Genomic DNA, 23279 nt, shown 5'->3' with positions numbered 1-23279 from the left:
AATATGGGAGTAGAGGAATTTAATTTGGCTGGGGTGCAACAGACAAGTAATGGTGGTGGGGGAAGGATTACTCGGCGCGTTGCGCCTCGCCCTTCGGGTCGTTGCCTTCGGCAACGCTTTCTCGCTTCCGCTCGAATCGAACCTTAGTCGAAGCTTCTCATCCTTCCCCGTGAGGGCAGAATATGGGGCAAGGTTATTAAAAGTAGTTTGTGTGCTTTCAGGAAATAATGGTGGTGGGGGAAGGATGACTCGGCGCGTTGCGCCTCGCCCTTCGGGTCGTTGCCTGCGGCAACGCTTTCTCGCTTCCGCTCGAATCGAACCTTAGTCGAAGCTTCTCATCCTTCCCCGTGAGGGCAGAATATGGGAGTAGAGGAATTTAATTTGGCTGGGGTGCAACAGACAAGTAATGGTGGTGGGGGAAGGATGACTCAGCGCGTTGCGCCTCGCCCTTCGGGTCGTTGCCTTCGGCAACGCTTTCTCGCTTGCGCTCGAATCGAACCTTAGTCGAAGTTTCTCATCCTTCCCCGTGAGGGCAGAATATGGGAGTAGAGGAATTTAATTTGGCTGGGGTGCAACAGACAAGTAATGGTGGTGGGGGAAGGATTACTCGGCGCGTTGCGCCTCGCCCTTCGGGTCGTTGCCTTCGGCAACGCTTTCTCGCTTGCGCTCGAATCGAACCTTAGTCGAAGCTTCTCATCCTTCCCCGTGAGGGCAGAATATGGGAGTAGAGGAATTTAATTTGGCTGGGGTGCAACAGACAAGTAATGGTGGTGGGGGAAGGATTCGAACCTTCGAAGTCGATGACGGCAGATTTACAGTCTGCTCCCTTTGGCCGCTCGGGAACCCCACCAGGGGTAATTCAATATGCTGCAAGTATTCAATAGCAGGGAAGGATTATTCGGAGCTAAAGCTCCTCACCCTTCGGGCCGTTGCCTGTGGCAACGTTGTCTCGCTTGCGCTCGACTCGAACCCTGGTCGAAGGTTCTCACCCTTCCCGACGAGTGCAAACTTTGCTAACGCTCATCGGTGTGACCACATCATCACTGTGGTCAAAAATGGTGGTGGGGGAAGGATTCGAACCTTCGAAGTCGATGACGGCAGATTTACAGTCTGCTCCCTTTGGCCGCTCGGGAACCCCACCACGGGGTAATTCAATATGCTGCAGGCATTCAATAGCAGGGAAGGATTATTCGGAGCTAAAGCTCCTCACCCTTCGGGCCGTTGCCGTAGGCAACGTTCTCTTACTATCGCTCGAGTCGAACCTTGAAGTCGATGACCGTAGATTTACAGTCAGCTCCCTTATGAACGCTCGGGAACCCCAGCACGGGGTAATGCTTTGTACTGGCCTGCTTCCTGTTGGGAAGCGGGGCGCATCATACCAAATGATGCGCCCCTGTAAAGTATTCCTTTACTTAAAATGAACCGTTTGCGTACTTTTCATCCGTAACGAAGTAAAGCTAATCAATTCATATCGTTGATGCTTACAGAATGATAGTGCGATTCCCGTAAACAAATACGCGCTGGGCCAGTACCTTATACAATGCCCGGCTTAACACATTTTTTTCAACATCACGGCCTGCACGCATCATATCCTCAGCCGTGTAGGTGTGATCAACATGAATCACGTCCTGCATAATGATTGGGCCTTCGTCCAGATTATCGTTCACGTAGTGCGCGGTCGCACCGATAATTTTCACGCCGCGCTCATAAGCCTGATGGTAAGGACGTGCGCCGATAAACGCTGGCAGGAACGAATGGTGAATATTGATAATCTTATTCGGGAAGCGGGAAACGAATTCCGGCGTCAGGACGCGCATATATTTCGCCAGCACAACATAATCCGGCTCAAACGCGGCAATGGCGTCACCCATCTGCATATCGTGTTCTTCACGGGTTAATCCCTCATGGCTTACCAACTGGAAAGGGATATCAAACCGTTCCACCAGCGGACGTAATGTGTCATGGTTGCCGATAACGGCAGCAATTTCTACATCCAGTCCGCCATAGTTGGCTTTCATCAGCAGATCGCCAAGACAGTGCGCCTCTTTGGTGACCAGGATCACTATTCGGCGACGACCAGCCGGGGTCAGTTCGCGAATTGAGCCATCCGGCAGTGCGCTGTCGAGATCGGCCAGTAGAATGGAATCATTGAAAATGCCTTCGAGCTCGGTGCGCATAAAGAAACGGCCGGTTCGATGATCGACGAACTCGTTGTTCTGCACGATGTTCAGTTCGTGCTTGTAGCAGATATTAGTGATACGCGCGATGAGGCCTTTCTGATCAGGGCAAATGGTGCGTAGTACTTTACGTTGTAGTGAATGCATCGCGGGGAAAATCCTGTAGTGTTTGCTATTTCTGCTGCTGGCTTACTGGCCGCAGCATTTTTTAAATTTTTTACCTGAACCACAAGGGCAGAGGTCGTTACGGCCGATAAGCGGTCGTGTACCGTCGATATAGTACCACTGTCCGTTTTCTTTTAAGAATCTGGATCGTTCAATAATAACGCCGGAGTGGCTATCGTCGCTAAAACGCGCGATAAAACTGACAAAACCCTCATCTGGGCTGCGACCCTCCTCGCTAGCAAAAACGGTTAAGCCTCGCCATAGAGTGCGAGTAAAACCGCTTTCAAGGTCAGCACGAAACTGTTGTGCCTGACAAGAAGAGTGCCAGGTTTTAATCAGATACTCGGCATCCTTCATGACAAATGCGCTGTAGCGCGACCGCATCAGTTGTGACGGATCTGGCGCATGCTGCGCGCCAGACAGATAACGCTGACAACATGAGCTATACTCCAGAGCGCTGCCACAGGGGCATAATGGCGACAAAATGGCCTCCATGAAGATTAAGAAAGACGGCGCAGCAACGCCAAAGCGCATTATGTTAACTGAGGTGCGGCAATGATGCTATGCCTCGAATGGAAGGATATTGTTCAGTAATAATGAGAAAACTTAAGATCGGCCTGGCTCTGGGGGCAGGCGCGGCACGCGGATGGTCACATATTGGTGTGATTAACGCACTACAAAAGGCGGGTATCGATGTTGATGTTATCGCCGGCTGTTCCATCGGCTCGCTGGTGGGCGCTGCCTATGCCTGCAATCGACTTCCGGCGCTGGAGAAATGGGTCTGTTCCTTTAGCAACTGGGACGTTCTGAAGTTAATGGACCTCTCCTGGCAGCGTGGAGGTTTATTGCGCGGAGAACGGGTGTTCAGCCACTATCGGCGGATTATGCCCATCACGGAAATTGAATCTTGCGAGCGGCGCTTTGCGGCGGTCACAACCAATTTAAGCACCGGTCGTGAATTGTGGTTTATGGAAGGGGATCTGCATATGGCGATCCGCGCGTCTTGCAGTATGCCAGGTCTGATGTCGCCGGTGAGGCATAACGGTTACTGGCTGGTGGATGGCGCGGTAGTTAATCCGGTTCCTGTGTCTCTGGCTCGCGCAATGGGAGCCGATATTGTGATTGCCGTTGACTTACAGCACGATGCACATCTGATGCAGCAGGATTTGTTATCCCTTGAGGTGCCGCGACCGGAGGCCGGGGAAAATTACTCGTGGCATTCCCGGCTGCGTTCCCGTCTGGCGCGAATGACTTCGCGTCGGGCGGCGGTAGCGCCAACGGCTATGGAGATTATGTCCACTTCGATTCAGGTTCTGGAAAATCGTCTTAAGCGAAACCGTATGGCGGGCGATCCGCCTGATATCCTGATACAACCCTTTTGCCCGCAAATCTCCACTCTTGATTTTCATCGGGCCGGTGAAGCCATCGCGGCTGGACATCTGGCGGTTGAAAAGAAAACGGACGAGCTATTACCTTTGGTGCGCACTTCCGCGTAGTGCATTTGGCAAAGACTTAAATAAATTTCTGACAGGCGATAGCGCGAATAGCATGCCACTATTAAGTTATCGTCAGCCAGGGGAGAGATCATGACGCAGCCATTGGCGGGAAAACAGATTCTGATAGTTGAAGACGAGCCCGTTTTCCGCTCTCTTATGCACAGTTGGTTAACGTCGCTAGGTGCGACTATCGTGCAGGCGGAAGATGGCGTGGATGCCCTGCAAAAAATGTCTGAGTCAACACCGGATTTGATGATTTGTGATATTTCGATGCCGCGCATGAACGGCCTGCAACTGGTAGAACATGTGCGCAATCAAGGTCAGCAGTTGCCGATTCTGATGATTTCAGCGACGGAAAATATGGCGGATATCGCCAAAGCGCTGCGTCTTGGCGTGCAGGATATTTTGCTAAAGCCGGTAAAAGATTTCGACCGTCTGCGAGAAACAGTCTATGCCTGCCTCTATCCGAATATGTTTAATTCGCGAGTTGAGGAGGAAGAGCGCTTGTTTGAAGACTGGGATGCGCTGGTCAGCGATCCCAAAGCCGCGTCAAGGCTATTGCAGGAGCTTCAGCCGCCGGTTCAACAGGAGATGTCCCGTTGCCGTATTCATTATCGTCAACTGGTTTCGGCTGATAAGTCCGGATTAGTGCTTGATATTGCGCCATTATCAGAAAACGATCTGGCGTTTTATTGTCTGGATGTTACGCGTGCCGGCGATAATGGGGTCCTCGCCGCCTTATTATTACGCGCGCTGTTCAATGGGTTGTTGCAGGAGCAGCTTGCACATCAGGGACAACGCCTGCCAGAGATGGGAAACCTGCTAAAGCAGGTTAATCAATTGCTGCGCCAGGCTAACTTACCGGGGCAATTCCCATTACTGGTAGGGTATTACCACAGCGGTTTGAAAAATTTAATTTTAGTCTCCGCTGGGTTGAATGGCACATTGAATACAGGGGAACACCAGATTCAGATTAGTAATGGCGTTCCGTTAGGGACATTGGGCAATGCTTATCTCAACCAAATTAGCCAGCGCTGTACATCATGGCAGTGCCAAATTTGGGGGGCTGGCGGGCGTTTACGCCTTATGTTGTCTGCGGTATAAGCAGTTGTGTTTATTTTTACACAGGTGGGATTATCGCGCATTCTTTTGCGGTGGTACTATCACTGTGTTTAATAGGTAAAAATCCTAATTCGAAGATATCTAAACCTTTTCGGACGAGATTTGCCTGAGCAGGCTGATATACTCGATAGCATAATTATTAACGGAAAGTTTAAAAAACGAACAGTCCAGGAGATTTCAATGGCTGCCTTTAATTCAAAAGTGAGAAAAGCTGTCATCCCGGTTGCGGGATTAGGCACCAGGATGTTGCCTGCTACCAAGGCTATCCCTAAAGAAATGTTGCCGTTGGTAGATAAGCCTTTAATTCAATATGTTGTTAACGAATGTATCGCCGCCGGGATTACTGAAATTGTTCTGGTTACGCACTCTTCAAAAAATTCTATCGAAAACCATTTTGATACCAGTTTTGAGCTGGAGGCGATGCTCGAAAAACGTGTAAAACGCCAGTTGCTGGAAGAGGTGCAATCTATTTGTCCGCCGCATGTGACTATTATGCAGGTTCGTCAGGGGCTGGCTAAAGGTTTGGGACATGCAGTGCTTTGCGCGCACCCGGTTGTCGGTGATGAGCCGGTTGCGGTTATTTTACCGGACGTTATCCTGGATGAATATGAATCCGATCTGTCCCTCGATAATCTTGCGGAAATGATCGCGCGTTTTGATGAGACGGGCGCCAGCCAGATAATGGTTGAACCGGTTGCGGATGTCACCGCATATGGCGTTGTTGATTGTAAAGGCCAGTCTCTGGCGCCGGGAGAAAGCGTACCTATGGTTGGCGTAGTTGAGAAGCCTAAAGCAGACGTTGCGCCATCCAATCTTGCGGTCGTAGGGCGATATGTGCTGAGCGCGGATATCTGGCCTCTGCTGGCAAAAACCCCTCCGGGAGCCGGGGATGAAATTCAACTGACAGACGCCATTGATATGCTGATCGAAAAAGAAACAGTTGAAGCCTATCATATGAAAGGCAAAAGCCATGATTGCGGTAATAAATTGGGCTATATGCAGGCTTTTGTTGAATATGGCATACGCCACAAATCACTGGGCGCGGAATTTAAAGCCTGGCTGGAAAAAGCAGTAGCGAAGTAATCGGTTACTACAGGATGACGGGCCGGGGGCGAGATTCGTTTCCCGGTTTTTTTATGTCCGCGTCGCTCAGGTCTGGTTTATTGAAAAAACTTGCCTGGACGAAGGTATTGATCGCATTCCGTGGGGAATAGCAACGGCACCTTAATGTCTCAGGATTTGAATCGTGCGGGGCAGGCAACGCCTTTCAGGGTTTTTTTAAGCCACCGGGAGCGGTGTTAATGCAGGAATAAAAATAATCCCGCCGAAGCGGGATTTCTGCGCGGGATGCGATAGCTTATTACAGCAGGAAATCGTCCAGAGTTTTACCTTGCTCATCCATCGCTTTTTTGATGACGGCTGGCGTACGCCCCTGACCAGTCCATGTTTTAGTTTCGCCATTTTCGTCAACGTAGCTATATTTAGCCGGACGCGCAGCGCGTTTGGTTTTCGTTCCCGATTTAACGGAAGTCATGCTGCTCAGCAGTTCATTTGGGTCAATACCGTCAGCAATCAGCATTTCACGATATTGTTGCAGTTTGCGAGTACGCTCTTCAATTTCTGCCGCAGCCGCGCTTTCTTCTTCACGACGTTCGTTAACGACAACTTCTAATTTTTCCAGCATTTCTTCGAGCGTTTCAAGGGTGCATTCTCTTGCCTGCGCACGAAGAGTACGGATGTTGTTCAAAATTTTAAGTGCTTCGCTCATTGTAGTAATCTCAAACTTATATTGTGGGGTGGTTTGTTGGTCTAATAATAGAGCGATAAATTCAGATGTGCAATAGGGGAGAATGTAAGGAAGTCAAAATAACTTGTTATTTGTCGCGGAAATTAATTCATTTAACTTAAATTTTATGTGTGGGTTCACATCTTTCCCGCTTATAGTTCGGCGGACAACATAAGCTAACACTCTGAGAGCATATGCTTTTTCTGATGCACAGAGAGAAAAATTATACTTTGCATGGATAAATATCTTTGCCTGTATTAGCCCGGTAGCGGTGATGATGGTTAATATAAAACCCTTGTCCGGTGCGGTTATAGCGGCAGAAAAATGTCCGTTGAAGCGTAACCGGACAATAGCGGCGTAAGCGTCCGGCGCCAGAGTGTACGAATTGCAGCCAACTCCATTCAATAAGTTATTTAATATTTTTTACCCGTCATACCGCTGATTACAGGCGGACGGGCAATAATTCAGCCCGCTTGTAGGCTTTGCACTAACAGTTCAGCATCTCGCGTCGTCTGGGGCGAGGCTGATGCTTTTTCCCTTGTCAGCTCTCACGGGATATCTGGAATGATTTTGCACCCAGGTCTTCGCAGACTGAGCATTCCCCGTAATACGCACGCTGCAGGGCCGATAGTTGAAGAAAATATATGATACAATTTTGCGGCGATAAAACACATTGATTGGGGTTACGCAGCCAATGGCACAACTTTATTTCTATTACTCTGCAATGAACGCGGGTAAGTCGACCGCTCTGTTACAGTCCTCTTACAATTACCAGGAGCGCGGGATGCGTACGGTAGTTTATACGGCGGAGATCGATGACCGTTTTGGCTCCGGAAAGGTGAGTTCAAGGATTGGTCTCTCATCGCCAGCTCGACTGTATAATACGCAAACTGACTTATTCTCGGATATCGCAGACGAGCATACCCGTCAGCCAGTTCATTGTGTATTAGTTGATGAGAGCCAGTTTTTGACGCGTGAGCAGGTGCTCGCGCTATCTGAAGTGGTGGACCAGCTTGATATTCCCGTGCTGTGTTATGGGCTGCGTACTGATTTTCGCGGTGAACTGTTTACTGGCAGTCAATATTTACTGGCGTGGGCCGATAAGCTGGTTGAATTAAAAACTATCTGTTTCTGTGGCCGTAAGGCGAGTATGGTTTTGCGTCTCGATCAGGAAGGGCGACCTTACAATGAAGGGGAACAGGTTGTGATAGGCGGCAATGAACGGTATGTCTCCGTTTGTCGTAAGCATTATAAAGAGGCCCTGAAGGAAGGCTCTTTGACCTTTGTGCAGAGCAAACAACACGCAGGCTAATATATTTGCCGCGCATTCTTCCTCTGGCGCGTTTGCAGCGCCTTATTGGCCCTCACAAGGGACATTATAACTCGCTGCGACGGTCTGCCAGAGACTTGCGCGGCAGATATAAAAAAGCCCCAAAATGGGGCTTATATTCGCTTTTTTTGCTGCGTTCAAATTAAGCAGGCTGCGTTCAAATTAAGCAGATTTCTTCGCTTTCTTGTCAGCTTTTGGCGCGGCAGCGTCTTTTTTCGCAGCAACTTCACCTTCAGTGAATTCACGGCCGTAGTAGGTATCCAGCAGAATCTGTTTCAGCTCGGAGATCAGCGGGTAACGCGGGTTAGCGCCGGTACACTGGTCATCGAATGCGTCTTCAGACAGCTTGTCTACATGTGCCAGGAAGTCCGCTTCCTGTACGCCAGCTTCACGGATAGACTTAGGAATACCCAGTTCCGCTTTCACGCTTTCCAGCCATGCCAGCAGTTTCTCGATCTTAGCGGCAGTACGGTCGCCCGGTGCGCTCAGACCCAGATGGTCAGCGATTTCTGCATAGCGACGGCGAGCCTGAGGACGGTCATACTGGCTGAACGCCGTCTGCTTGGTCGGGTTGTCGTTCGCGTTATAACGGATAACGTTACAAATCAGCAGGGCGTTTGCCAGACCGTGCGGAATATGGAACTGAGAACCCAGTTTATGCGCCATAGAGTGGCACACACCCAGGAAGGCGTTGGCAAAGGCGATACCAGCGATAGTCGCTGCACTGTGAACGCGTTCGCGCGCTACCGGGTTTTTCGACCCTTCATGATAAGAAGCCGGCAGATACTCTTTCAGCAGTTTCAGTGCCTGCAGCGCCTGGCCATCGGAGAACTCAGATGCCAGTACGGAAACGTAGGCTTCCAGCGCGTGCGTGACGGCATCCAGACCACCGAAAGCACACAGGGACTTCGGCATGTCCATTACCAGATTCGCATCGACAATCGCCATATCCGGCGTCAGCGCATAGTCCGCCAGCGGATATTTCTGACCGGTCGCATCGTCGGTAACAACAGCAAACGGCGTTACTTCAGAACCGGTACCGGAAGTGGTAGTGATGGCGATCATTTTCGCTTTTACGCCCATTTTCGGGAACTTGTAGATACGTTTACGGATGTCCATAAAGCGCAGCGCCAGTTCTTCGAAGTGGGTTTCTGGATGTTCGTACATAACCCACATGATTTTCGCCGCATCCATCGGGGAGCCGCCGCCCAGCGCGATGATCACGTCTGGTTTGAAGGAGTTCGCCAGCTCTGCGCCTTTACGCACGATAGTCAGCGTCGGGTCTGCTTCAACTTCAAAGAAAACTTCAGTTTCAACGCCAGCCGCTTTCAGCACGGAGGTGATCTGGTCAGCATAGCCATTGTTGAACAGGAAACGGTCAGTCACGATGAGCGCACGTTTGTGGCCATCGGTAATCACTTCATCCAGCGCGATGGGCAGAGAGCCACGGCGGAAGTAGATAGATTTCGGAAGTTTGTGCCACAACATGTTTTCAGCTCGCTTAGCAACGGTTTTCTTGTTGATCAGGTGTTTCGGACCAACGTTTTCAGAGATGGAGTTACCACCCCAGGAACCACAACCCAGAGTCAGGGAAGGTGCGAGTTTGAAGTTATACAGGTCACCGATACCACCCTGAGAAGCCGGGGTGTTAATCAGGATACGCGCGGTTTTCATCATTTGACCGAAGTAAGCAACGCGTGCTGGCTGGTTGTCCTGGTCGGTGTACAGGCAGGAGGTGTGGCCGATACCGCCCATTGCTACCAGTTTTTCAGCTTTATCAACCGCGTCTTCGAAGTCTTTCGCGCGATACATTGCCAGCGTCGGAGACAGTTTTTCATGAGCAAACGGTTCGCTGTCATCAACAACCGTCACTTCGCCGATCAGAATCTTAGTGGTTTCTGGTACGGTGAAGCCTGCCAGTTCAGCAATTTTATAGGCCGGTTGACCCACAATAGCCGCGTTCAGCGCGCCATTTTTCAGAATAACATCCTGAACGGCTTTCAGCTCTTTGCCCTGCAGCAGATAGCCGCCGTGGCTGGCGAAACGTTCGCGAACGGCATCATAAACGGAGTCAACAACAACAACGGACTGTTCAGATGCACAGATTACGCCGTTATCGAAGGTTTTGGACATCAGTACGGAAGCCACCGCACGTTTGATATCGGCTGTTTCATCGATAACAACCGGCGTGTTACCCGCACCAACGCCGATAGCTGGTTTACCGGAACTGTATGCGGCTTTCACCATGCCAGGGCCGCCTGTCGCCAGGATCAGGTTGATGTCAGGGTGGTGCATCAGCGCGTTAGACAGTTCAACGGAAGGTTGATCGATCCAGCCAATCAGGTCTTTTGGCGCGCCCGCAGCGATCGCCGCCTGCAGAACGATATCAGCCGCCTTGTTGGTGGCGTCTTTGGCGCGCGGATGTGGAGAGAAAATGATGGCGTTACGGGTTTTCAGGCTGATCAGAGATTTAAAAATAGCGGTTGAGGTTGGGTTAGTTGTCGGGACGATACCGCAGATGATGCCAATTGGTTCAGCAATGGTGATAGTGCCGAAAGTGTCGTCTTCAGACAGCACACCACAGGTTTTTTCATCTTTATAGGCGTTATAGATGTATTCGGAAGCGAAGTGGTTTTTAATCACTTTATCTTCGATGATACCCATACCGGATTCGGCAACGGCCATCTTCGCGAGAGGGATTCGGGCATCAGCTGCGGCCAGAGCGGCGGCACGGAAGATTTTGTCGACTTGTTCTTGAGTGAAACTGGCATATTCACGCTGGGCTTTTTTCACGCGCTCGACGAGTGCGTTCAGTTCAGCGATATTAGTAACAGCCATAAATGCTCTCCTGATAATGTTAAACTTTTTTAGTAAATCAGTAGCTCAATCCGACAGTATAGACAGAGTGTTAACAGGCTGCATTTTAATGTTAACAAAAAGAATTTTGTGCTGCTGGCTCCACCGATTGACTAAAAAAGCTGTTATTTTTCCTCTCAGGTATCGCTGCTTTCCCTCCTTGCTGTGTGTCACAAAGATTACTCACTTCTGGGTACAATTTATGTGATCTAAATCAATAATTGTCAAAGCTGATACCTTTCAGCAGGCCGATTTTTGACCTTTTTGATCAAGAGTAATGATTTATTATGCTAATTAAATGAATAAATAGTATTAAGATCTATCCCGTCAGGACGATGTCGCCTGCCATTTTGCCCCGCAAGGTAAGCGAATAATTGTCACGAGCAATGTCTACGCTTCGCGCTGTACGCGTTATCCGTATCCGGAGGATGGCTACGCGAATTACGCCAGGCAGGCCCGCGCTAAATAATAAATAAACAATGTCCGAGCTTTATTGTGACTTTATGCATAATTTAGATGAATTATGCTATTAAAAGGCGTATCTTCTCGCGGATATTTCATGCTGGTAACTGGAAACAGCCATTTTTAATGATGCTGCGGAGTTCATTGTGATTCAACCGTTGTTTGATTTTTCAGCTTATTTTAAATTTTTCATTGGCTTATTTGCGCTGGTAAACCCGGTTGGCATTATTCCGGTCTTCATTAGTATGACCAGTTACCAGACGGCGGCGGCACGTAACAAAACCAATCTGACAGCTAACCTCTCTGTGGCCATTATTCTGTTGACCTCGCTGTTTCTCGGCGACGCGATTTTGCAGGTCTTCGGCATTTCCATTGATTCCTTTCGTATTGCCGGTGGGATTCTGGTCGTCACTATTGCCATGTCTATGATTAGCGGCAAACTTGGTGAGGATAAACAGAACAAACAAGAAAAATCAGAAACGGCAATTCGCGAGAGTATTGGCGTAGTACCGTTAGCATTGCCTCTGATGGCAGGGCCTGGCGCCATCAGCTCAACTATTGTCTGGGGAACGCGTTATCATACCATCGCTCATTTTTTGGGTTTTTCGATTGCCATTGCGCTTTTTGCGCTGTGCTGCTGGGGGATTTTTCGTATGGCGCCCTGGCTGGTGCGTTTGCTCGGGCAAACGGGGATTAACGTGATTACCCGTATTATGGGGTTGCTGCTGATGGCGTTAGGGATCGAATTTATTGTCACCGGGATAAAGGCATTGTTTCCCGGACTGGTGAATTAACTCGCGCCTCCAGGCGCGGGAACATCGTTCAGTATTTGCTCATCATGTGAAAAACATATTACAAAGCCTGATTTGCCGGTCTGTGATATTATTTTGCAATGATTTGATATTCTTATTTATTATCAATTAGTTATATTTATTTGGCGTATAATCCTGTCCCGTTACTCACATTAAACAGCGTTATTTTCTTCACATCATTCTCTGATGCTTGCCGTCAGTTAATTGAAATGATATTAGTAATTTCGCTAATGAAGTAGATGAATGTGCTAAATAATGAGCGATTGTTAATGCTTTGTGTAAAAAATGGCCTTTTTAGCGATATTTAGTATAAAAAATAGGCATCTTATTGTATCTATATGATAAATGTCGATTTATATCTCTGTTGTTTGCCCGACGAGTTGGCGGTTTTATCCACGGGAAGACGATAAAAGAGAATTCGGTAACATATTTGCAAATTCCATTGGCGGACAATAACGGGTTTTGATACTTTCCGCCGTGATCGTTAACTGAACCGATATGAGAATGAGAATTTTTATTAAATAGATCGTTGCAAATTAACATTACCCCGGACAGGGGAAGAATCGACGTTAAGGTTGCCATTTGAGCTGCCGTAATAAATAAGCCGGTGATAGCAAGCAGTACTCTCTGACAGCAGCATAAACTCCTGCACTGTTCAGAATCCAGAAAGAGAAAACAGGCTGGTTAAATAGCCAGTAATTATAATGAGTGGAGTAATAACACAATGACCATCATCACGAAAAAAAGCCTGGTAGCCGCAGCGGTCTTCTCTGCGTTAATTACCGCCAACGCTGCCATGGCAGCAGATGTGCCAGCAGGGGTTCAACTGGCGGAACAACAAACGCTGGTGCGTAACAATGGCTCGGAAGTTCAGTCCCTTGACCCGCACAAAATTGAAGGTGTGCCGGAGTCTAATATTAGCCGTGATTTATTCGAAGGGTTATTGGTGAGTGACCTTGATGGTCATCCGGTCGCAGGCGTTGCGGAAAAATGGGAAAATAAGGATTTTAAAGTCTGGACCTTCCATCTACGTAAAGATGCGAAGTGGTCAGATGGTTCACCGGTAACCGCGCAAGATTTCGTTTATAGCTGGCAGCGTCTGGTCGATCCGAAAACCGCTTCGCCTTATGCAAGCTATCTGCAGTATGGTCATGTGGCCAACGTTGATGACATTATCAGCGGCAAAAAACCGATTACTGATCTGGGCGTAAAAGCGCTGGACGATCACACTTTTCAAGTGACGCTCAGCGAGCCGGTACCATACTTTTATAAACTTCTGGTTCACTCGTCTCTTTCACCCGTACCGAAATCCGTTATTGATAAATTTGGTGAGAAGTGGACTCAACCGGCTAATATTGTCAGTAACGGCGCATATAAATTAAAAGATTGGGTGGTTAACGAACGTATTGTGCTGGTGCGTAATACGAATTACTGGAATAACGCCAAAACCGTTATTAATCAGGTCACTTATCTGCCGATCTCTTCAGAAGTCACCGACGTCAACCGCTATCGCAGCGGTGAAATCGATATGACCTATAACAACATGCCGATTGAATTGTTCCAGAAACTGAAAAAAGAGATCCCGAAAGAAGTTCACGTCGATCCCTATCTGTGCACCTATTACTATGAAATTAACAACCAGAAAGCGCCGTTTACCGATGTTCGCGTACGTACCGCGCTGAAACTGGCGCTGGACCGCGACATTATTGTCAACAAAGTGAAAAACCAGGGCGACCTGCCGGCCTATAGCTACACGCCACCGTACACTGATGGCATGAAACTGATTAAGCCGGAGTGGTTCAAGTGGTCGCAGGAAAAACGTAACGAAGAAGCCAAAAAATTACTGGCTGAAGCCGGTTATTCCGCCAGTAAACCGCTGACTTTCAACCTGCTATACAACACTTCCGATCTGCATAAAAAACTGGCGATCGCCGTGGCGTCTATCTGGAAGAAAAACATTGGCGCAAATGTGAAGCTGGAGAATCAGGAATGGAAAACCTTCCTTGATAATCGCCACCAGGGAACCTTTGATGTTGCGCGCGCTGGCTGGTGTGCGGACTACAATGAACCGACTTCTTTCCTCAATACCATGTTAAGCGACAGCTCAAATAACACCTCGCATTATAAGAGCCCTGCTTTCGACAAGATTATTGCTGAAACGCTGCAAACCAACGATGAAGCACAACGCGCAGATCTCTATGCCAGGGCTGAGCAACAGCTGGATAAAGACTCTGTCATCGTACCGGTCTTCTATTACGTTAACGCTCGCCTGGTTAAGCCGTGGGTAGGGGGGTATACCGGCAAAGATCCGCTGGATAATACGTATACAAGAAACATGTACATTGTGAAGCACTAATGGCAATACGTGGGGCGGGTATTTTTGCCCGCCCCGCGGTGTCTTATTTGATCGCACTATTGAAGGCACACTCGCCAGAAGGTATGGGCAATGTTGAAATTTATCTTACGTCGCTGTCTTGAAGCGATTCCGACGCTTTTTATTCTAATTACAATCTCGTTCTTCATGATGCGTCTCGCACCGGGTAGTCCGTTTACCGGTGAACGCACGTTACCGCCGGAAGTGATGGCGAATATTGAAGCAAAATATCATTTAAACGACCCTATCATGACCCAGTACTTCAATTATCTGAAGCAACTGGCGCATGGCGATTTCGGTCCTTCGTTTAAATATAAAGATTATTCGGTAAACGATCTGGTCGCTGCCAGTTTCCCGGTATCGGCTAAGTTAGGCTTCGCCGCGTTTGCTCTGGCGGTTCTGCTTGGCGTCACTGCCGGGGTTATTGCCGCCCTGAAGCAAAATACGAAATGGGATTTTGCTGTGATGGGCATCGCGATGACCGGGGTGGTGATACCCAGTTTTGTAGTCGCGCCGTTATTGGTAATGATATTCGCTATTACGCTGCACTGGCTGCCGGGCGGCGGCTGGAACGGGGGAGCCATACAATATATGATCCTGCCGATGGTCGCGCTTTCACTGGCCTATATTGCCAGCATCGCACGTATCACCCGCGGCTCCATGATTGAGGTTCTGCACTCTAACTTTATTCGTACCGCACGGGCGAAAGGCTTGCCGATGCGCACGATCGTCTTGCGCCACGCATTAAAGCCTGCGCTACTGCCGGTGCTTTCTTATATGGGACCCGCTTTCGTCGGCATTATTACCGGCTCGATGGTTATCGAAACCATTTATGGCCTGCCGGGAATCGGTCAACTGTTCGTCAACGGCGCGCTGAACCGCGATTACTCGCTGGTACTCAGCCTGACCATTCTGGTTGGCGCATTGACCATTCTGTTTAACGCGATCGTTGATGTGCTGTATGCCGTTATCGATCCGAAAATTCGTTACTGACGCTGGGGTTCGCCATAATGTTAAGTAAGAAAAACAGCGAGGCGCTGGAAAACTTCAGTGAAAAACTGGAAGTTGAGGGACGTAGCCTCTGGCAGGATGCTCGCCGCCGCTTTATGCATAACCGCGCAGCAGTCGCCAGCCTGATTGTGCTGGTGCTCATTGCGTTGTTTGTCATCATTGCGCCGATGGTATCGCCATTTTCCTATTACGATACCGACTGGGGCATGATGTCCAGTGCGCCTGATATCGCATCGGGCCACTACTTTGGCACCGATTCGTCCGGCCGCGACCTGCTGGTGCGGGTGGCGATCGGTGGACGTATTTCATTAATGGTCGGCGTTGCTGCTGCGCTGGTGGCGGTAATTCTGGGGACGCTGTACGGTTCGCTTTCCGGTTATCTGGGCGGGAAAGTGGATTCGGTGATGATGCGCCTGCTGGAAATCCTCAACTCCTTCCCGTTTATGTTCTTCGTTATTTTGCTGGTGACCTTCTTTGGCCAGAATATCCTGCTGATTTTCGTCGCCATTGGCATGGTGTCCTGGCTGGATATGGCGCGTATCGTTCGCGGCCAGACCCTGAGCCTGAAGCGCAAAGAGTTTATTGAAGCCGCGCAGGTTGGCGGGGTGTCAACGGGCAATATTGTGATCCGCCATATTGTACCTAACGTTCTTGGCGTGGTGGTGGTGTATGCCTCGTTGCTGGTTCCGAGCATGATTCTGTTTGAGTCATTTTTAAGCTTCCTCGGTCTGGGTACTCAGGAACCGCTAAGTAGCTGGGGCGCTCTGCTCAGCGATGGTGCGAACTCAATGGAAGTCTCGCCGTGGCTGCTACTGTTTCCTGCCGGTTTCCTGGTGGTAACGTTGTTTTGTTTTAACTTTATCGGCGATGGCCTGCGTGATGCCCTCGACCCGAAAGACCGCTAAGGAGCGCCGTCATGAGCATGATTGAAACGGCAAAAACGCCGCAGGCAGCATCACAATCCGGGCTGCTGCTGGATGTGAAAGATCTGCGCGTCACCTTTGGCACGCCCGATGGCGATGTGACCGCTGTCAACGACCTCAACTTTACGCTGCAAGCTGGGGAAACCTTAGGCATTGTCGGCGAGTCTGGTTCCGGTAAGTCGCAAACGGCTTTTGCGCTGATGGGACTGCTGGCGGCAAACGGTCGCATCGGCGGTTCAGCAACCTTTAACGGCGAGCAGATCCTGAATCTTCCTGAGCACGAACTGAATAAACTGCGCGCGAAGCACATTTCAATGATTTTCCAGGATCCGATGACATCACTCAATCCGTATATGCGGGTCGGCGAACAGTTGATGGAAGTCCTGATGCTGCATAACGCGATGAGTAAAGCCGAAGCATTTGAAGAGTCGGTGAAAATGCTGGATGCGGTAAAAATGCCGGAGGCGCGCAAACGGATGAAAATGTATCCGCATGAATTCTCCGGTGGGATGCGTCAGCGCGTCATGATCGCGATGGCGCTGTTGTGTCGGCCTAAACTGCTGATTGCGGATGAACCGACAACCGCGCTGGACGTGACCGTACAGGCGCAAATAATGACGCTTCTGAATGAGCTTAAGCACGAGTTCAATACCGCAATCATCATGATTACCCACGATCTCGGCGTTGTTGCCGGGATCTGCGACAAGGTACTGGTGATGTATGCCGGACGAACTATGGAATATGGTCTGGCGCGAGACGTCTTTTATCACCCGTCGCATCCATACTCTATTGGTCTGCTCAATGCGGCTCCGCGACTGGATGCGGAAGGCGATGCCTTGTTAACGATTCCGGGCAACCCGCCAAACCTGCTGCGTTTACCGAAGGGCTGCCCGTTCCAGCCGCGTTGCCCGCATGCGACGGAGATTTGTAATAACGCTCCGCCTCTGGAGGCGTTTGCACCAGGCCGCTTGCGTGCCTGCTTTCAACCGGTGGGGGATTTGCTATGAACGCCGTGACGGAACAAAGAAAAGTCCTGCTCGAAATTGCCGATCTGAAAGTGCATTTTGATATTAAAGACGGCAAACAGTGGTTCTGGCAACCGTCGAAAACGCTGAAAGCGGTCGATGGTGTCACCCTGCGCCTTTATGAAGGTGAAACGCTCGGCGTCGTCGGGGAGTCTGGCTGTGGGAAATCAACCTTTGCGCGGGCGATTATTGGTCTTGTAAAGGCTACTGGCGGCAAAGTCGCCTGGCTGGGTAAAGATTTATTGGGATTAAAAGCGGAAGAATTACGTGCTGTGCGCAGCGATATTCAGATGATATTCCAGGATCCGCTGGCGTCATTGAATCCGCGTATGACGATCGGGGAAATTATTGCCGAGCCGTTGCGTACCTACCATCCCAGAATGCCACGTCAGGAAGTTCGTGATCGCGTTAAAGCGATGATGATGAAAGTGGGTTTGCTACCGAACCTGATTAACCGCTATCCGCACGAATTTTCTGGTGGCCAGTGCCAGCGTATCGGTATTGCACGTGCCCTGATCCTTGAGCCGAAGTTGATTATCTGCGATGAACCGGTTTCGGCGCTGGATGTATCGATTCAGGCACAGGTGGTGAACCTGTTGCAGCAGTTGCAGCGGGAGATGGGATTATCGCTGATTTTTATTGCCCATGATCTGGCGGTGGTCAAACATATCTCTGACCGGGTACTGGTCATGTATCTGGGGCATGCTGTAGAACTGGGAACCTACGACGAGGTGTACCATAATCCACTGCATCCTTATACAAAAGCGTTAATGTCGGCAGTGCCGGTTCCGGACCCGGATATCGAAAGGAATAAAACGATTCAACTGCTGGAAGGAGAATTGCCCTCGCCGATAAACCCGCCATCGGGATGCGTATTTCGTACGCGTTGTCCACTGGCCGGACCAGAGTGCGCAAAAACGCGACCGGTTCTGGAGGGAAGTTTCCGACACGCCGTTTCCTGCCTGAAGGTAGACCCGCTATAATCTCCGGGGCTGGCGTGAGTCAGCCCTTTTCTTTTGCGAGGTGAACGTGGCGTTGAACATCTGTACCGCTCGTCTGCGGCTGTATCATCTACTCTTCGATCAAAATCGGCGTTCCGGCCGGCATTTTGAGGGGTTATGCGGTGTTTTTGCACTGCTTAGCGTGCTGGTGATATTTATCGAGTCCGGACTGGGGACGCAATATCATCTGACGTCAGATGAATGGCATATTTTCGTCTGGCTTGAGATTATCGTTACTGTGGTTTTTACCCTTGAATATCTGCTGCGCCTGATCACTTGGCCGAATCCAGTGAAATATGTTTGCAGCTTCTGGGGAATAATTGATTTAGCGACGATTTTGCCGCTGTACGTTATGTGGCTATGGCCAGAGATTAGTCTTGAATATGTTTTTGCCTGGCGGGCGATGCGCGCGATTCGTGCGTTGCGTATTCTTAAACTACTGCGTTTTATGCCGTCGTTGAATATTTTCTGGGCCGCGATTGTTAGTGCTCGTCATCAGCTGATCCTGTTTTACTCATTTATTGCCATCGTAATGGTGATTTTTGGTGCGCTAATGTACCTGATTGAGGGACCGCAGTACGGTTTTACTACACTAAATGCGTCAGTTTATTGGGCGATTGTGACAATAACCACGGTGGGGTATGGCGATATTACGCCGCATACCCCGCTGGGGCGCATTCTGGCCTCAATACTTATTTTAATTGGCTACTCGATTATTGCGATTCCGACCGGCCTGATTACAACGCATATGACACTGGCGTTTCAGAATCGTCGAACTCAGCGTCGGTGTTCGAATTGCCAGCATAATATGCACGATAAAAGCGCGCGTTACTGTAACGCCTGCGGAAGTGAACTGCCGAAGTAGACAGGCAAACCAGCATATCTACGTAAACGACCTGCTGCAGGTGGAGGGCAGGGGGTGGTTTCACTCACCCCCACGCATTATATATGGCTACTGGCTGGTGAAAGAACGTATTCACGCCAGTTTATTCGCGCCATAGAATATGGCAAAGCTTGTGGTTTTTTTCGCGGCACAGCAGCACCCGGGCAAAAATATCGTTAATCTCTCCACCATCTTCATCTGCCAGCCCAATAACCACTTCAGCAAAAAAGTCAGGATTGAGATCAAAATCAACGTGTTCTTCCCAGTCGGGTGCCGGGTCAAACAGTTCAGCGCCGCCGCGTTCTTCAAACTGTAAATTAAACAGAATGACATCTGCCGGATCGAGGTTGTCGACAGCCAGCTCAAGGAAGATGTCGTAAGCCTGTTCAAGTGTTTCGTCTTCGGTCAGGCGGTTGTTTAAATCCATATCCATGATTGCTACCCAATAAACATCTGATTGGCATGTTTTACAGTAACGGACTGAAGAAGTAAAACAGTCGCTCGGCGATCCGCTGCCAGAGAGGACGTTTTAACCACAATCTGGCGTCAAGCAGGCGCGAGCGGGAGATATAATCGTCCTGTACCGCGGCCAGGTCGCCACCAAACCCGACATCATCAATCACCAGCGTAATTTCGAAGTTAAGCCACAGGCTACGCATATCAAGGTTAACGGTTCCAACCAGACTGAGCTCGCCGTCAACCAGCACACTTTTGGTATGCAACAGGCCGCCTTCAAATTGATAGATTTTCACGCCGGCAGCCAGCAGTTCGGTAAAGAAGGCGCGGCTGGCCCAACCCACAAGCAACGAATCGTTCTTACGCGGCAAAATGATGCTGACATCAACGCCGCGTTGGGCTGCGGTGCAGATGGCATGCAGCAGATCGTCGCTGGGCACAAAGTAGGGGGTTGTCATGATCAAGTGCTCTTTAGCCGCATAAGCGGCGGTGAGCAGTGCCTGGTGGATCAAGTCTTCAGGGAAGCCGGGCCCTGAGGCGATGGTGTGAATAGTATGCCCGCTGGCCTCTTCGAACGGCATGATATTAACATCTGGCGGCGGCGGTAAAATGCGCTTTCCGGTTTCAATTTCCCAGTCGCAGGAATAGACAATTCCCATGGCTGTCGCTACCGGGCCTTCCATTCTCGCCATCAGATCAATCCACTGGCCGACGCCGGAGTCCTGTTTAAAGAAGCGTGGATCAACCAGATTCATACTGCCGGTATAGGCAATATAATTGTCGATCATAACCATCTTGCGATGCTGACGCAGATCCATACGACGCAGAAAGACACGCATCAGATTAACTTTCAGCGCCTCAACAACGTCGATTCCCGCATTACGCATCATAGCGGCCCAGGGACTGCGGAAAAAGGCAACGCTCCCGGCAGAGTCGAGCATTAACCGGCAGTGTACGCCGCGTCTTGCCGCCGCCATTAATGACTCCGCGACTTTATCGGCCATACCGCCAGGCTGCCAGATATAGAACACCATCTCAATATTGTGACGCGCGAGCTGAATGTCGCGAATTAAGGCCTGCATGACATCATCGGATTCGGTGAGTAGCTGGAGCTGATTGCCCTTAACACCGGCAATTCCCTGGCGGTGTTCGCAGAGCTTAAATAATGATTCGGCGACCGGGCTATTCTCATCAGCAAAGATATGTTTACAGGCTTTGAGATCCTTTAACCATTTCGCCGTCGACGGCCACATTGCGCTTGCGCGTTCGGCCCGGCGCTTGCCCAGATGCAGTTCGCCAAACGACAGATAAGCAATAATCCCCACCAGAGGTAGAATATAGATGATAAGTAGCCACGCCATTGCTGACGGGACTGCGCGTCTTTTCATTAATATACGTAATGTTACACCAGCGATCAGTAGCCAGTATCCGAGTATGACCAGCCAGTTAACCACCGTGTAAAAGGTTGTCATAGATGAAAAATCCTTTTGAATGACTTTATGTCATGAGTTTACGCATCAGCATCCATCTGGCAAATAAAAACGCAGCGAAAGCGTTGGTCACCCGGATTCATGGGTCTATAATGCAGGCTGTTTTTCACTCGTAGAGTAGTAGCAATGAAGCGTAGTAGAACGGAAGTAGGGCGCTGGCGCATGCTAAGACAGGTGAGTCGCCGTAAAACACGCTGGCTGGAAGGCCAATCGCGCCGGAATATGCGTATCCTCGCCATCAGAAAAGAGCTGGTTAAACGGCAGCGTCACTCTTTGCTGTTCACCTTCTCTGAGTTTTGAAAGGCGAAACAAAAGGCACCGCTTGCGGTGCCTGCATCGGTAGATTATTGACCAGATAATGGTCAGAAAGGCCCTGACTGAAAATGGGCCTTACTGTATTACCGAGGACCGGGTCCCTGGGAGTGACCGCCGCCAGGTCCTCCTGGAGGGAGAATACACCCGGAAAGCGACACCGCTCCGCAAAGCACAAAAACTAACAGCACAATTTTTTTCATAAAAACTCCTTAATCAGGGATATTAATTCCAAATCATAAATGTGAATATTTTATGGAGAAGCCATAATTATCTCGCGTCAGGTGCATCTAATAGGACTAATCCGTGATAAAACTGACCGGGAAAGGCACCAGCAACGATAACCAGGGTAATCGCGGGGCGGGCTGCAAAACTCAGGAATGGATTTAGAGTGGCCGGGAATTTCTGACTGGCGCTTTTGCGCTGACAGGCAGCCTCATGGTCGACAGGCCGGGTCGTCAATCCGTCGGGACAGAGTGCTAAACTCGCGTGACATAACCACAACATGATGCGGCACGATGCTTGCCCGGTGATGTGCGTCAGAAAAAGAAGTGGGCGCAGTGTGACATGTATCTAAACGCGCCCTTTCAATTGCATGCGTAGATGAAATCTGCGCCAGGTCTCTGATCGTTATTGTTTTCCTGGATTATCAAAATACCTTTTTGTAAGGCTTAACAGAGACTTTCTGATAAACACCGGCGGCGATATACGGGTCGTCATTGGCCCAGGATTGCGCCGCCTCCAGTGATTCAAACTCCGCGATCACGGTTGAACCGGTAAAGCCAGCCGCACCGGGCTCATTACTGTCTACAGCAGGCATTGGGCCAGCGGTCAGCAAACGCCCCTCATCATGTAACAGTTGCAAACGCGCCAGGTGGGCGGGGCGTACCGATGTTCTTTTTTCCAGAGAGTCGGCAATATCTTCAGCGTAGATAACGTAAAGCACGGCATGGCTCCTTATCAATAAATTGGCGAGTTACGTTAAGTTAAACCGGCGTTGACTGCAATGCAAAGATACGCGTATGCCTCAGAATGCCATGTTCTGGGGATTTTTTCAGAAAAGCGGGCAAATTTTAACGCAAGTTAGCAACCCTGGTTGAATATGATTACTATTTGCATTTAAAATCGGAACATCATTTTTCAACAGAAACAATTATGAGCGCAATGACCCTTGAATATAGGCTATTCGGGTTTTGAAAGTATCTGGTTTTCATTCACATTACAAGCACTAAGCCCGCTCTATCAGGTGAGCCAATGCCAGCAATCTCAAGCGCTGCTCTGATAATCCGCCCAATTTGTAATGTCCCGCAAGTTCATAACCTACTCTGTCCAGCTTCTGTAGCATTGGGACAGGAATATTCAGGGCGAGATTTTGAGTTAACGGAATTGCATCCCCTTGAGACTTCAGAGGATTACACGGATAAAGCGTCATTCAAGCCTCCTGAGCATCTCACCGATTGCCAGTGTTAAACTGTATTAGCTCAGACCTGATCTGACAGTTACCGGTTATTTATACAGGTATCTGTCAGATTACATCTGGCTTAAATTTTTCTCAGCCCAGATGCGTTTTCCATCAAGTAACGTTTCTATTGGCGTCC

The 23279-nt window shown here is 49.6% G+C and carries 20 protein-coding genes, 2 tRNA genes and 6 other RNA genes; 12 read left to right on the top strand and 16 right to left on the bottom strand.

The features are described from left to right. Nucleotides 1-50 precede the first annotated feature (50 nt). The 10 genes from ABK821_RS24495 to ABK821_RS24450 all read right to left on the bottom strand — a co-directional run bounded on the left by ABK821_RS24495 (nt 51) and on the right by ABK821_RS24450 (nt 2825). Nucleotides 51-182: non-coding RNA, RtT sRNA (locus ABK821_RS24495), on the bottom strand. Nucleotides 183-228: 46 nt separating this feature from the next. Further along, nucleotides 229-360, bottom strand: a non-coding RNA gene (locus tag ABK821_RS24490) — RtT sRNA. Between the two features lie 47 nt (nt 361-407). Beyond that, nucleotides 408-539, bottom strand: a non-coding RNA gene (locus tag ABK821_RS24485) — RtT sRNA. Nucleotides 540-586: 47 nt separating this feature from the next. Beyond that, nucleotides 587-718, bottom strand: a non-coding RNA gene (locus ABK821_RS24480) — RtT sRNA. 47 nt (nt 719-765) lie between these two features. Further along, nucleotides 766-850, bottom strand: a tRNA-Tyr gene (locus ABK821_RS24475). A gap of 27 nt (nt 851-877) precedes the next feature. Continuing rightward, nucleotides 878-1010: non-coding RNA, RtT sRNA (locus tag ABK821_RS24470), on the bottom strand. 46 nt (nt 1011-1056) lie between these two features. Then, a tRNA-Tyr gene (locus ABK821_RS24465) sits at nt 1057-1141 on the bottom strand. A gap of 29 nt (nt 1142-1170) precedes the next feature. Continuing rightward, nucleotides 1171-1312: non-coding RNA, RtT sRNA (locus ABK821_RS24460), on the bottom strand. 169 nt (nt 1313-1481) lie between these two features. Next, nucleotides 1482-2324, bottom strand: a complete 843-nt coding sequence (gene purU, locus ABK821_RS24455; RefSeq protein ID WP_138360348.1) for a formyltetrahydrofolate deformylase — start codon at nt 2322-2324, stop codon at nt 1482-1484. Nucleotides 2325-2366: 42 nt separating this feature from the next. After that, nucleotides 2367-2825: a YchJ family protein gene (locus ABK821_RS24450; RefSeq protein WP_138360402.1), complete on the bottom strand. Its 459-nt coding sequence runs from the start codon at nt 2823-2825 to the stop codon at nt 2367-2369. 113 nt (nt 2826-2938) lie between these two features. Between ABK821_RS24450 and rssA the strand changes: the two genes are divergently transcribed. The 3 genes from rssA (at nt 2939) to galU (ending at nt 6043) form a co-directional block, all read left to right on the top strand. Then, nucleotides 2939-3838 carry a patatin-like phospholipase RssA gene (gene rssA, locus ABK821_RS24445; RefSeq protein ID WP_138360349.1) on the top strand — a complete coding sequence of 300 codons (900 nt, stop codon included), beginning with the start codon at nt 2939-2941 and terminating at the stop codon, nt 3836-3838. A gap of 90 nt (nt 3839-3928) precedes the next feature. Then, nucleotides 3929-4942, top strand: coding sequence for a two-component system response regulator RssB (rssB, locus tag ABK821_RS24440; protein ID WP_142501430.1), 1014 nt, complete (start codon nt 3929-3931; stop codon nt 4940-4942). Between the two features lie 198 nt (nt 4943-5140). Beyond that, the gene (gene galU, locus ABK821_RS24435) at nt 5141-6043 is read left to right on the top strand and encodes a UTP--glucose-1-phosphate uridylyltransferase GalU (protein WP_343179110.1); all 903 of its coding nucleotides are present in this window, start codon (nt 5141-5143) and stop codon (nt 6041-6043) included. A gap of 277 nt (nt 6044-6320) precedes the next feature. On the opposite strand, the gene hns is transcribed toward galU, so the two are convergent. Further along, nucleotides 6321-6728 carry a histone-like nucleoid-structuring protein H-NS gene (gene hns / locus ABK821_RS24430; RefSeq protein ID WP_138360352.1) on the bottom strand — a complete coding sequence of 136 codons (408 nt, stop codon included), beginning with the start codon at nt 6726-6728 and terminating at the stop codon, nt 6321-6323. A 712-nt stretch (nt 6729-7440) separates the two neighbouring features. Here hns and tdk point away from each other — a divergent pair. Continuing rightward, nucleotides 7441-8058, top strand: coding sequence for a thymidine kinase (gene tdk / locus ABK821_RS24425; RefSeq protein WP_138360353.1), 618 nt, complete (start codon nt 7441-7443; stop codon nt 8056-8058). A gap of 180 nt (nt 8059-8238) precedes the next feature. Here tdk and adhE read toward each other — a convergent pair whose 3' ends face one another. Next, nucleotides 8239-10914, bottom strand: coding sequence for a bifunctional acetaldehyde-CoA/alcohol dehydrogenase (gene adhE, locus ABK821_RS24420; protein ID WP_138360354.1), 2676 nt, complete (start codon nt 10912-10914; stop codon nt 8239-8241). A gap of 626 nt (nt 10915-11540) precedes the next feature. Between adhE and ABK821_RS24415 the strand changes: the two genes are divergently transcribed. From ABK821_RS24415 to ABK821_RS24385, 7 genes are all read left to right on the top strand, one after another. Beyond that, nucleotides 11541-12188: a YchE family NAAT transporter gene (locus tag ABK821_RS24415; RefSeq protein WP_138360355.1), complete on the top strand. Its 648-nt coding sequence runs from the start codon at nt 11541-11543 to the stop codon at nt 12186-12188. Nucleotides 12189-12930: 742 nt separating this feature from the next. Next, entirely contained in the window at nt 12931-14562 is a 1632-nt protein-coding gene (gene oppA, locus ABK821_RS24410) for an oligopeptide ABC transporter substrate-binding protein OppA (protein ID WP_343179109.1), read from the top strand. A gap of 90 nt (nt 14563-14652) precedes the next feature. Next, nucleotides 14653-15573, top strand: coding sequence for an oligopeptide ABC transporter permease OppB (gene oppB / locus ABK821_RS24405; protein WP_138360358.1), 921 nt, complete (start codon nt 14653-14655; stop codon nt 15571-15573). Between the two features lie 14 nt (nt 15574-15587). Next, nucleotides 15588-16496 carry an oligopeptide ABC transporter permease OppC gene (gene oppC / locus ABK821_RS24400; protein ID WP_138360359.1) on the top strand — a complete coding sequence of 303 codons (909 nt, stop codon included), beginning with the start codon at nt 15588-15590 and terminating at the stop codon, nt 16494-16496. Nucleotides 16497-16507: 11 nt separating this feature from the next. Continuing rightward, nucleotides 16508-17521, top strand: coding sequence for an ABC transporter ATP-binding protein (locus tag ABK821_RS24395; protein ID WP_395034198.1), 1014 nt, complete (start codon nt 16508-16510; stop codon nt 17519-17521). Next, the gene (gene oppF / locus ABK821_RS24390) at nt 17518-18522 is read left to right on the top strand and encodes a murein tripeptide/oligopeptide ABC transporter ATP-binding protein OppF (RefSeq protein ID WP_138360361.1); all 1005 of its coding nucleotides are present in this window, start codon (nt 17518-17520) and stop codon (nt 18520-18522) included. Before ABK821_RS24395 ends, oppF begins: the two co-directional genes overlap by 4 nt. Before the next feature lie 58 nt (nt 18523-18580). Then, nucleotides 18581-19405, top strand: a complete 825-nt coding sequence (locus ABK821_RS24385) for an ion transporter (RefSeq protein WP_395034199.1) — start codon at nt 18581-18583, stop codon at nt 19403-19405. 121 nt (nt 19406-19526) lie between these two features. Here the strand turns inward: ABK821_RS24385 and ABK821_RS24380 are convergent, their stop codons facing one another. Together ABK821_RS24380 and cls are read right to left on the bottom strand one after the other, a co-directional pair. Then, nucleotides 19527-19856 carry an HI1450 family dsDNA-mimic protein gene (locus tag ABK821_RS24380; protein WP_142501429.1) on the bottom strand — a complete coding sequence of 110 codons (330 nt, stop codon included), beginning with the start codon at nt 19854-19856 and terminating at the stop codon, nt 19527-19529. A 34-nt stretch (nt 19857-19890) separates the two neighbouring features. Next, nucleotides 19891-21351, bottom strand: a complete 1461-nt coding sequence (cls, locus tag ABK821_RS24375) for a cardiolipin synthase (protein WP_138360364.1) — start codon at nt 21349-21351, stop codon at nt 19891-19893. Between the two features lie 144 nt (nt 21352-21495). On the opposite strand from cls, the gene ABK821_RS24370 reads away from it, so the two are divergent. Beyond that, nucleotides 21496-21669 carry a YciY family protein gene (locus ABK821_RS24370; protein WP_138360365.1) on the top strand — a complete coding sequence of 58 codons (174 nt, stop codon included), beginning with the start codon at nt 21496-21498 and terminating at the stop codon, nt 21667-21669. Between the two features lie 661 nt (nt 21670-22330). Here the strand turns inward: ABK821_RS24370 and ABK821_RS24365 are convergent. Together ABK821_RS24365 and ABK821_RS24360 are read right to left on the bottom strand one after the other, a co-directional pair. Continuing rightward, nucleotides 22331-22627 carry a YciI family protein gene (locus ABK821_RS24365; protein ID WP_004103089.1) on the bottom strand — a complete coding sequence of 99 codons (297 nt, stop codon included), beginning with the start codon at nt 22625-22627 and terminating at the stop codon, nt 22331-22333. Between the two features lie 282 nt (nt 22628-22909). Next, nucleotides 22910-23113, bottom strand: a complete 204-nt coding sequence (locus tag ABK821_RS24360) for a hypothetical protein (RefSeq protein ID WP_343179107.1) — start codon at nt 23111-23113, stop codon at nt 22910-22912. Nucleotides 23114-23279: the final 166 nt, after the last annotated feature.

Origin of the sequence: Klebsiella sp. KE9456 (genome assembly GCF_043832615.1) — a bacterium.
Taxonomy (GTDB): domain Bacteria; phylum Pseudomonadota; class Gammaproteobacteria; order Enterobacterales; family Enterobacteriaceae; genus Klebsiella; species Klebsiella indica.
The sequence above is the reverse complement of the archived record's forward strand: the minus strand, read 5'-3'. Positions and strand labels throughout refer to the sequence as shown.

Bases quoted from the DNA above. Each gene is read 5' to 3' on its own strand.
- purU (WP_138360348.1), bottom strand. From the start codon at position 2,324: ATGCATTCACTACAACGTAAAGTACTACGCACCATTTGCCCTGATCAG.
- rssA (WP_138360349.1), top strand. From the start codon at position 2,939: ATGAGAAAACTTAAGATCGGCCTGGCTCTGGGGGCAGGCGCGGCACGC.
- rssB (WP_142501430.1), top strand. From the start codon at position 3,929: ATGACGCAGCCATTGGCGGGAAAACAGATTCTGATAGTTGAAGACGAG.
- galU (WP_343179110.1), top strand. From the start codon at position 5,141: ATGGCTGCCTTTAATTCAAAAGTGAGAAAAGCTGTCATCCCGGTTGCG.
- hns (WP_138360352.1), bottom strand. From the start codon at position 6,728: ATGAGCGAAGCACTTAAAATTTTGAACAACATCCGTACTCTTCGTGCG.
- tdk (WP_138360353.1), top strand. From the start codon at position 7,441: ATGGCACAACTTTATTTCTATTACTCTGCAATGAACGCGGGTAAGTCG.
- adhE (WP_138360354.1), bottom strand. From the start codon at position 10,914: ATGGCTGTTACTAATATCGCTGAACTGAACGCACTCGTCGAGCGCGTG.
- oppA (WP_343179109.1), top strand. From the start codon at position 12,931: ATGACCATCATCACGAAAAAAAGCCTGGTAGCCGCAGCGGTCTTCTCT.
- oppB (WP_138360358.1), top strand. From the start codon at position 14,653: ATGTTGAAATTTATCTTACGTCGCTGTCTTGAAGCGATTCCGACGCTT.
- ABK821_RS24395 (WP_395034198.1), top strand. From the start codon at position 16,508: ATGAGCATGATTGAAACGGCAAAAACGCCGCAGGCAGCATCACAATCC.
- oppF (WP_138360361.1), top strand. From the start codon at position 17,518: ATGAACGCCGTGACGGAACAAAGAAAAGTCCTGCTCGAAATTGCCGAT.
- ABK821_RS24380 (WP_142501429.1), bottom strand. From the start codon at position 19,856: ATGGATATGGATTTAAACAACCGCCTGACCGAAGACGAAACACTTGAA.
- cls (WP_138360364.1), bottom strand. From the start codon at position 21,351: ATGACAACCTTTTACACGGTGGTTAACTGGCTGGTCATACTCGGATAC.
- ABK821_RS24370 (WP_138360365.1), top strand. From the start codon at position 21,496: ATGAAGCGTAGTAGAACGGAAGTAGGGCGCTGGCGCATGCTAAGACAG.
- ABK821_RS24360 (WP_343179107.1), bottom strand. From the start codon at position 23,113: ATGACGCTTTATCCGTGTAATCCTCTGAAGTCTCAAGGGGATGCAATT.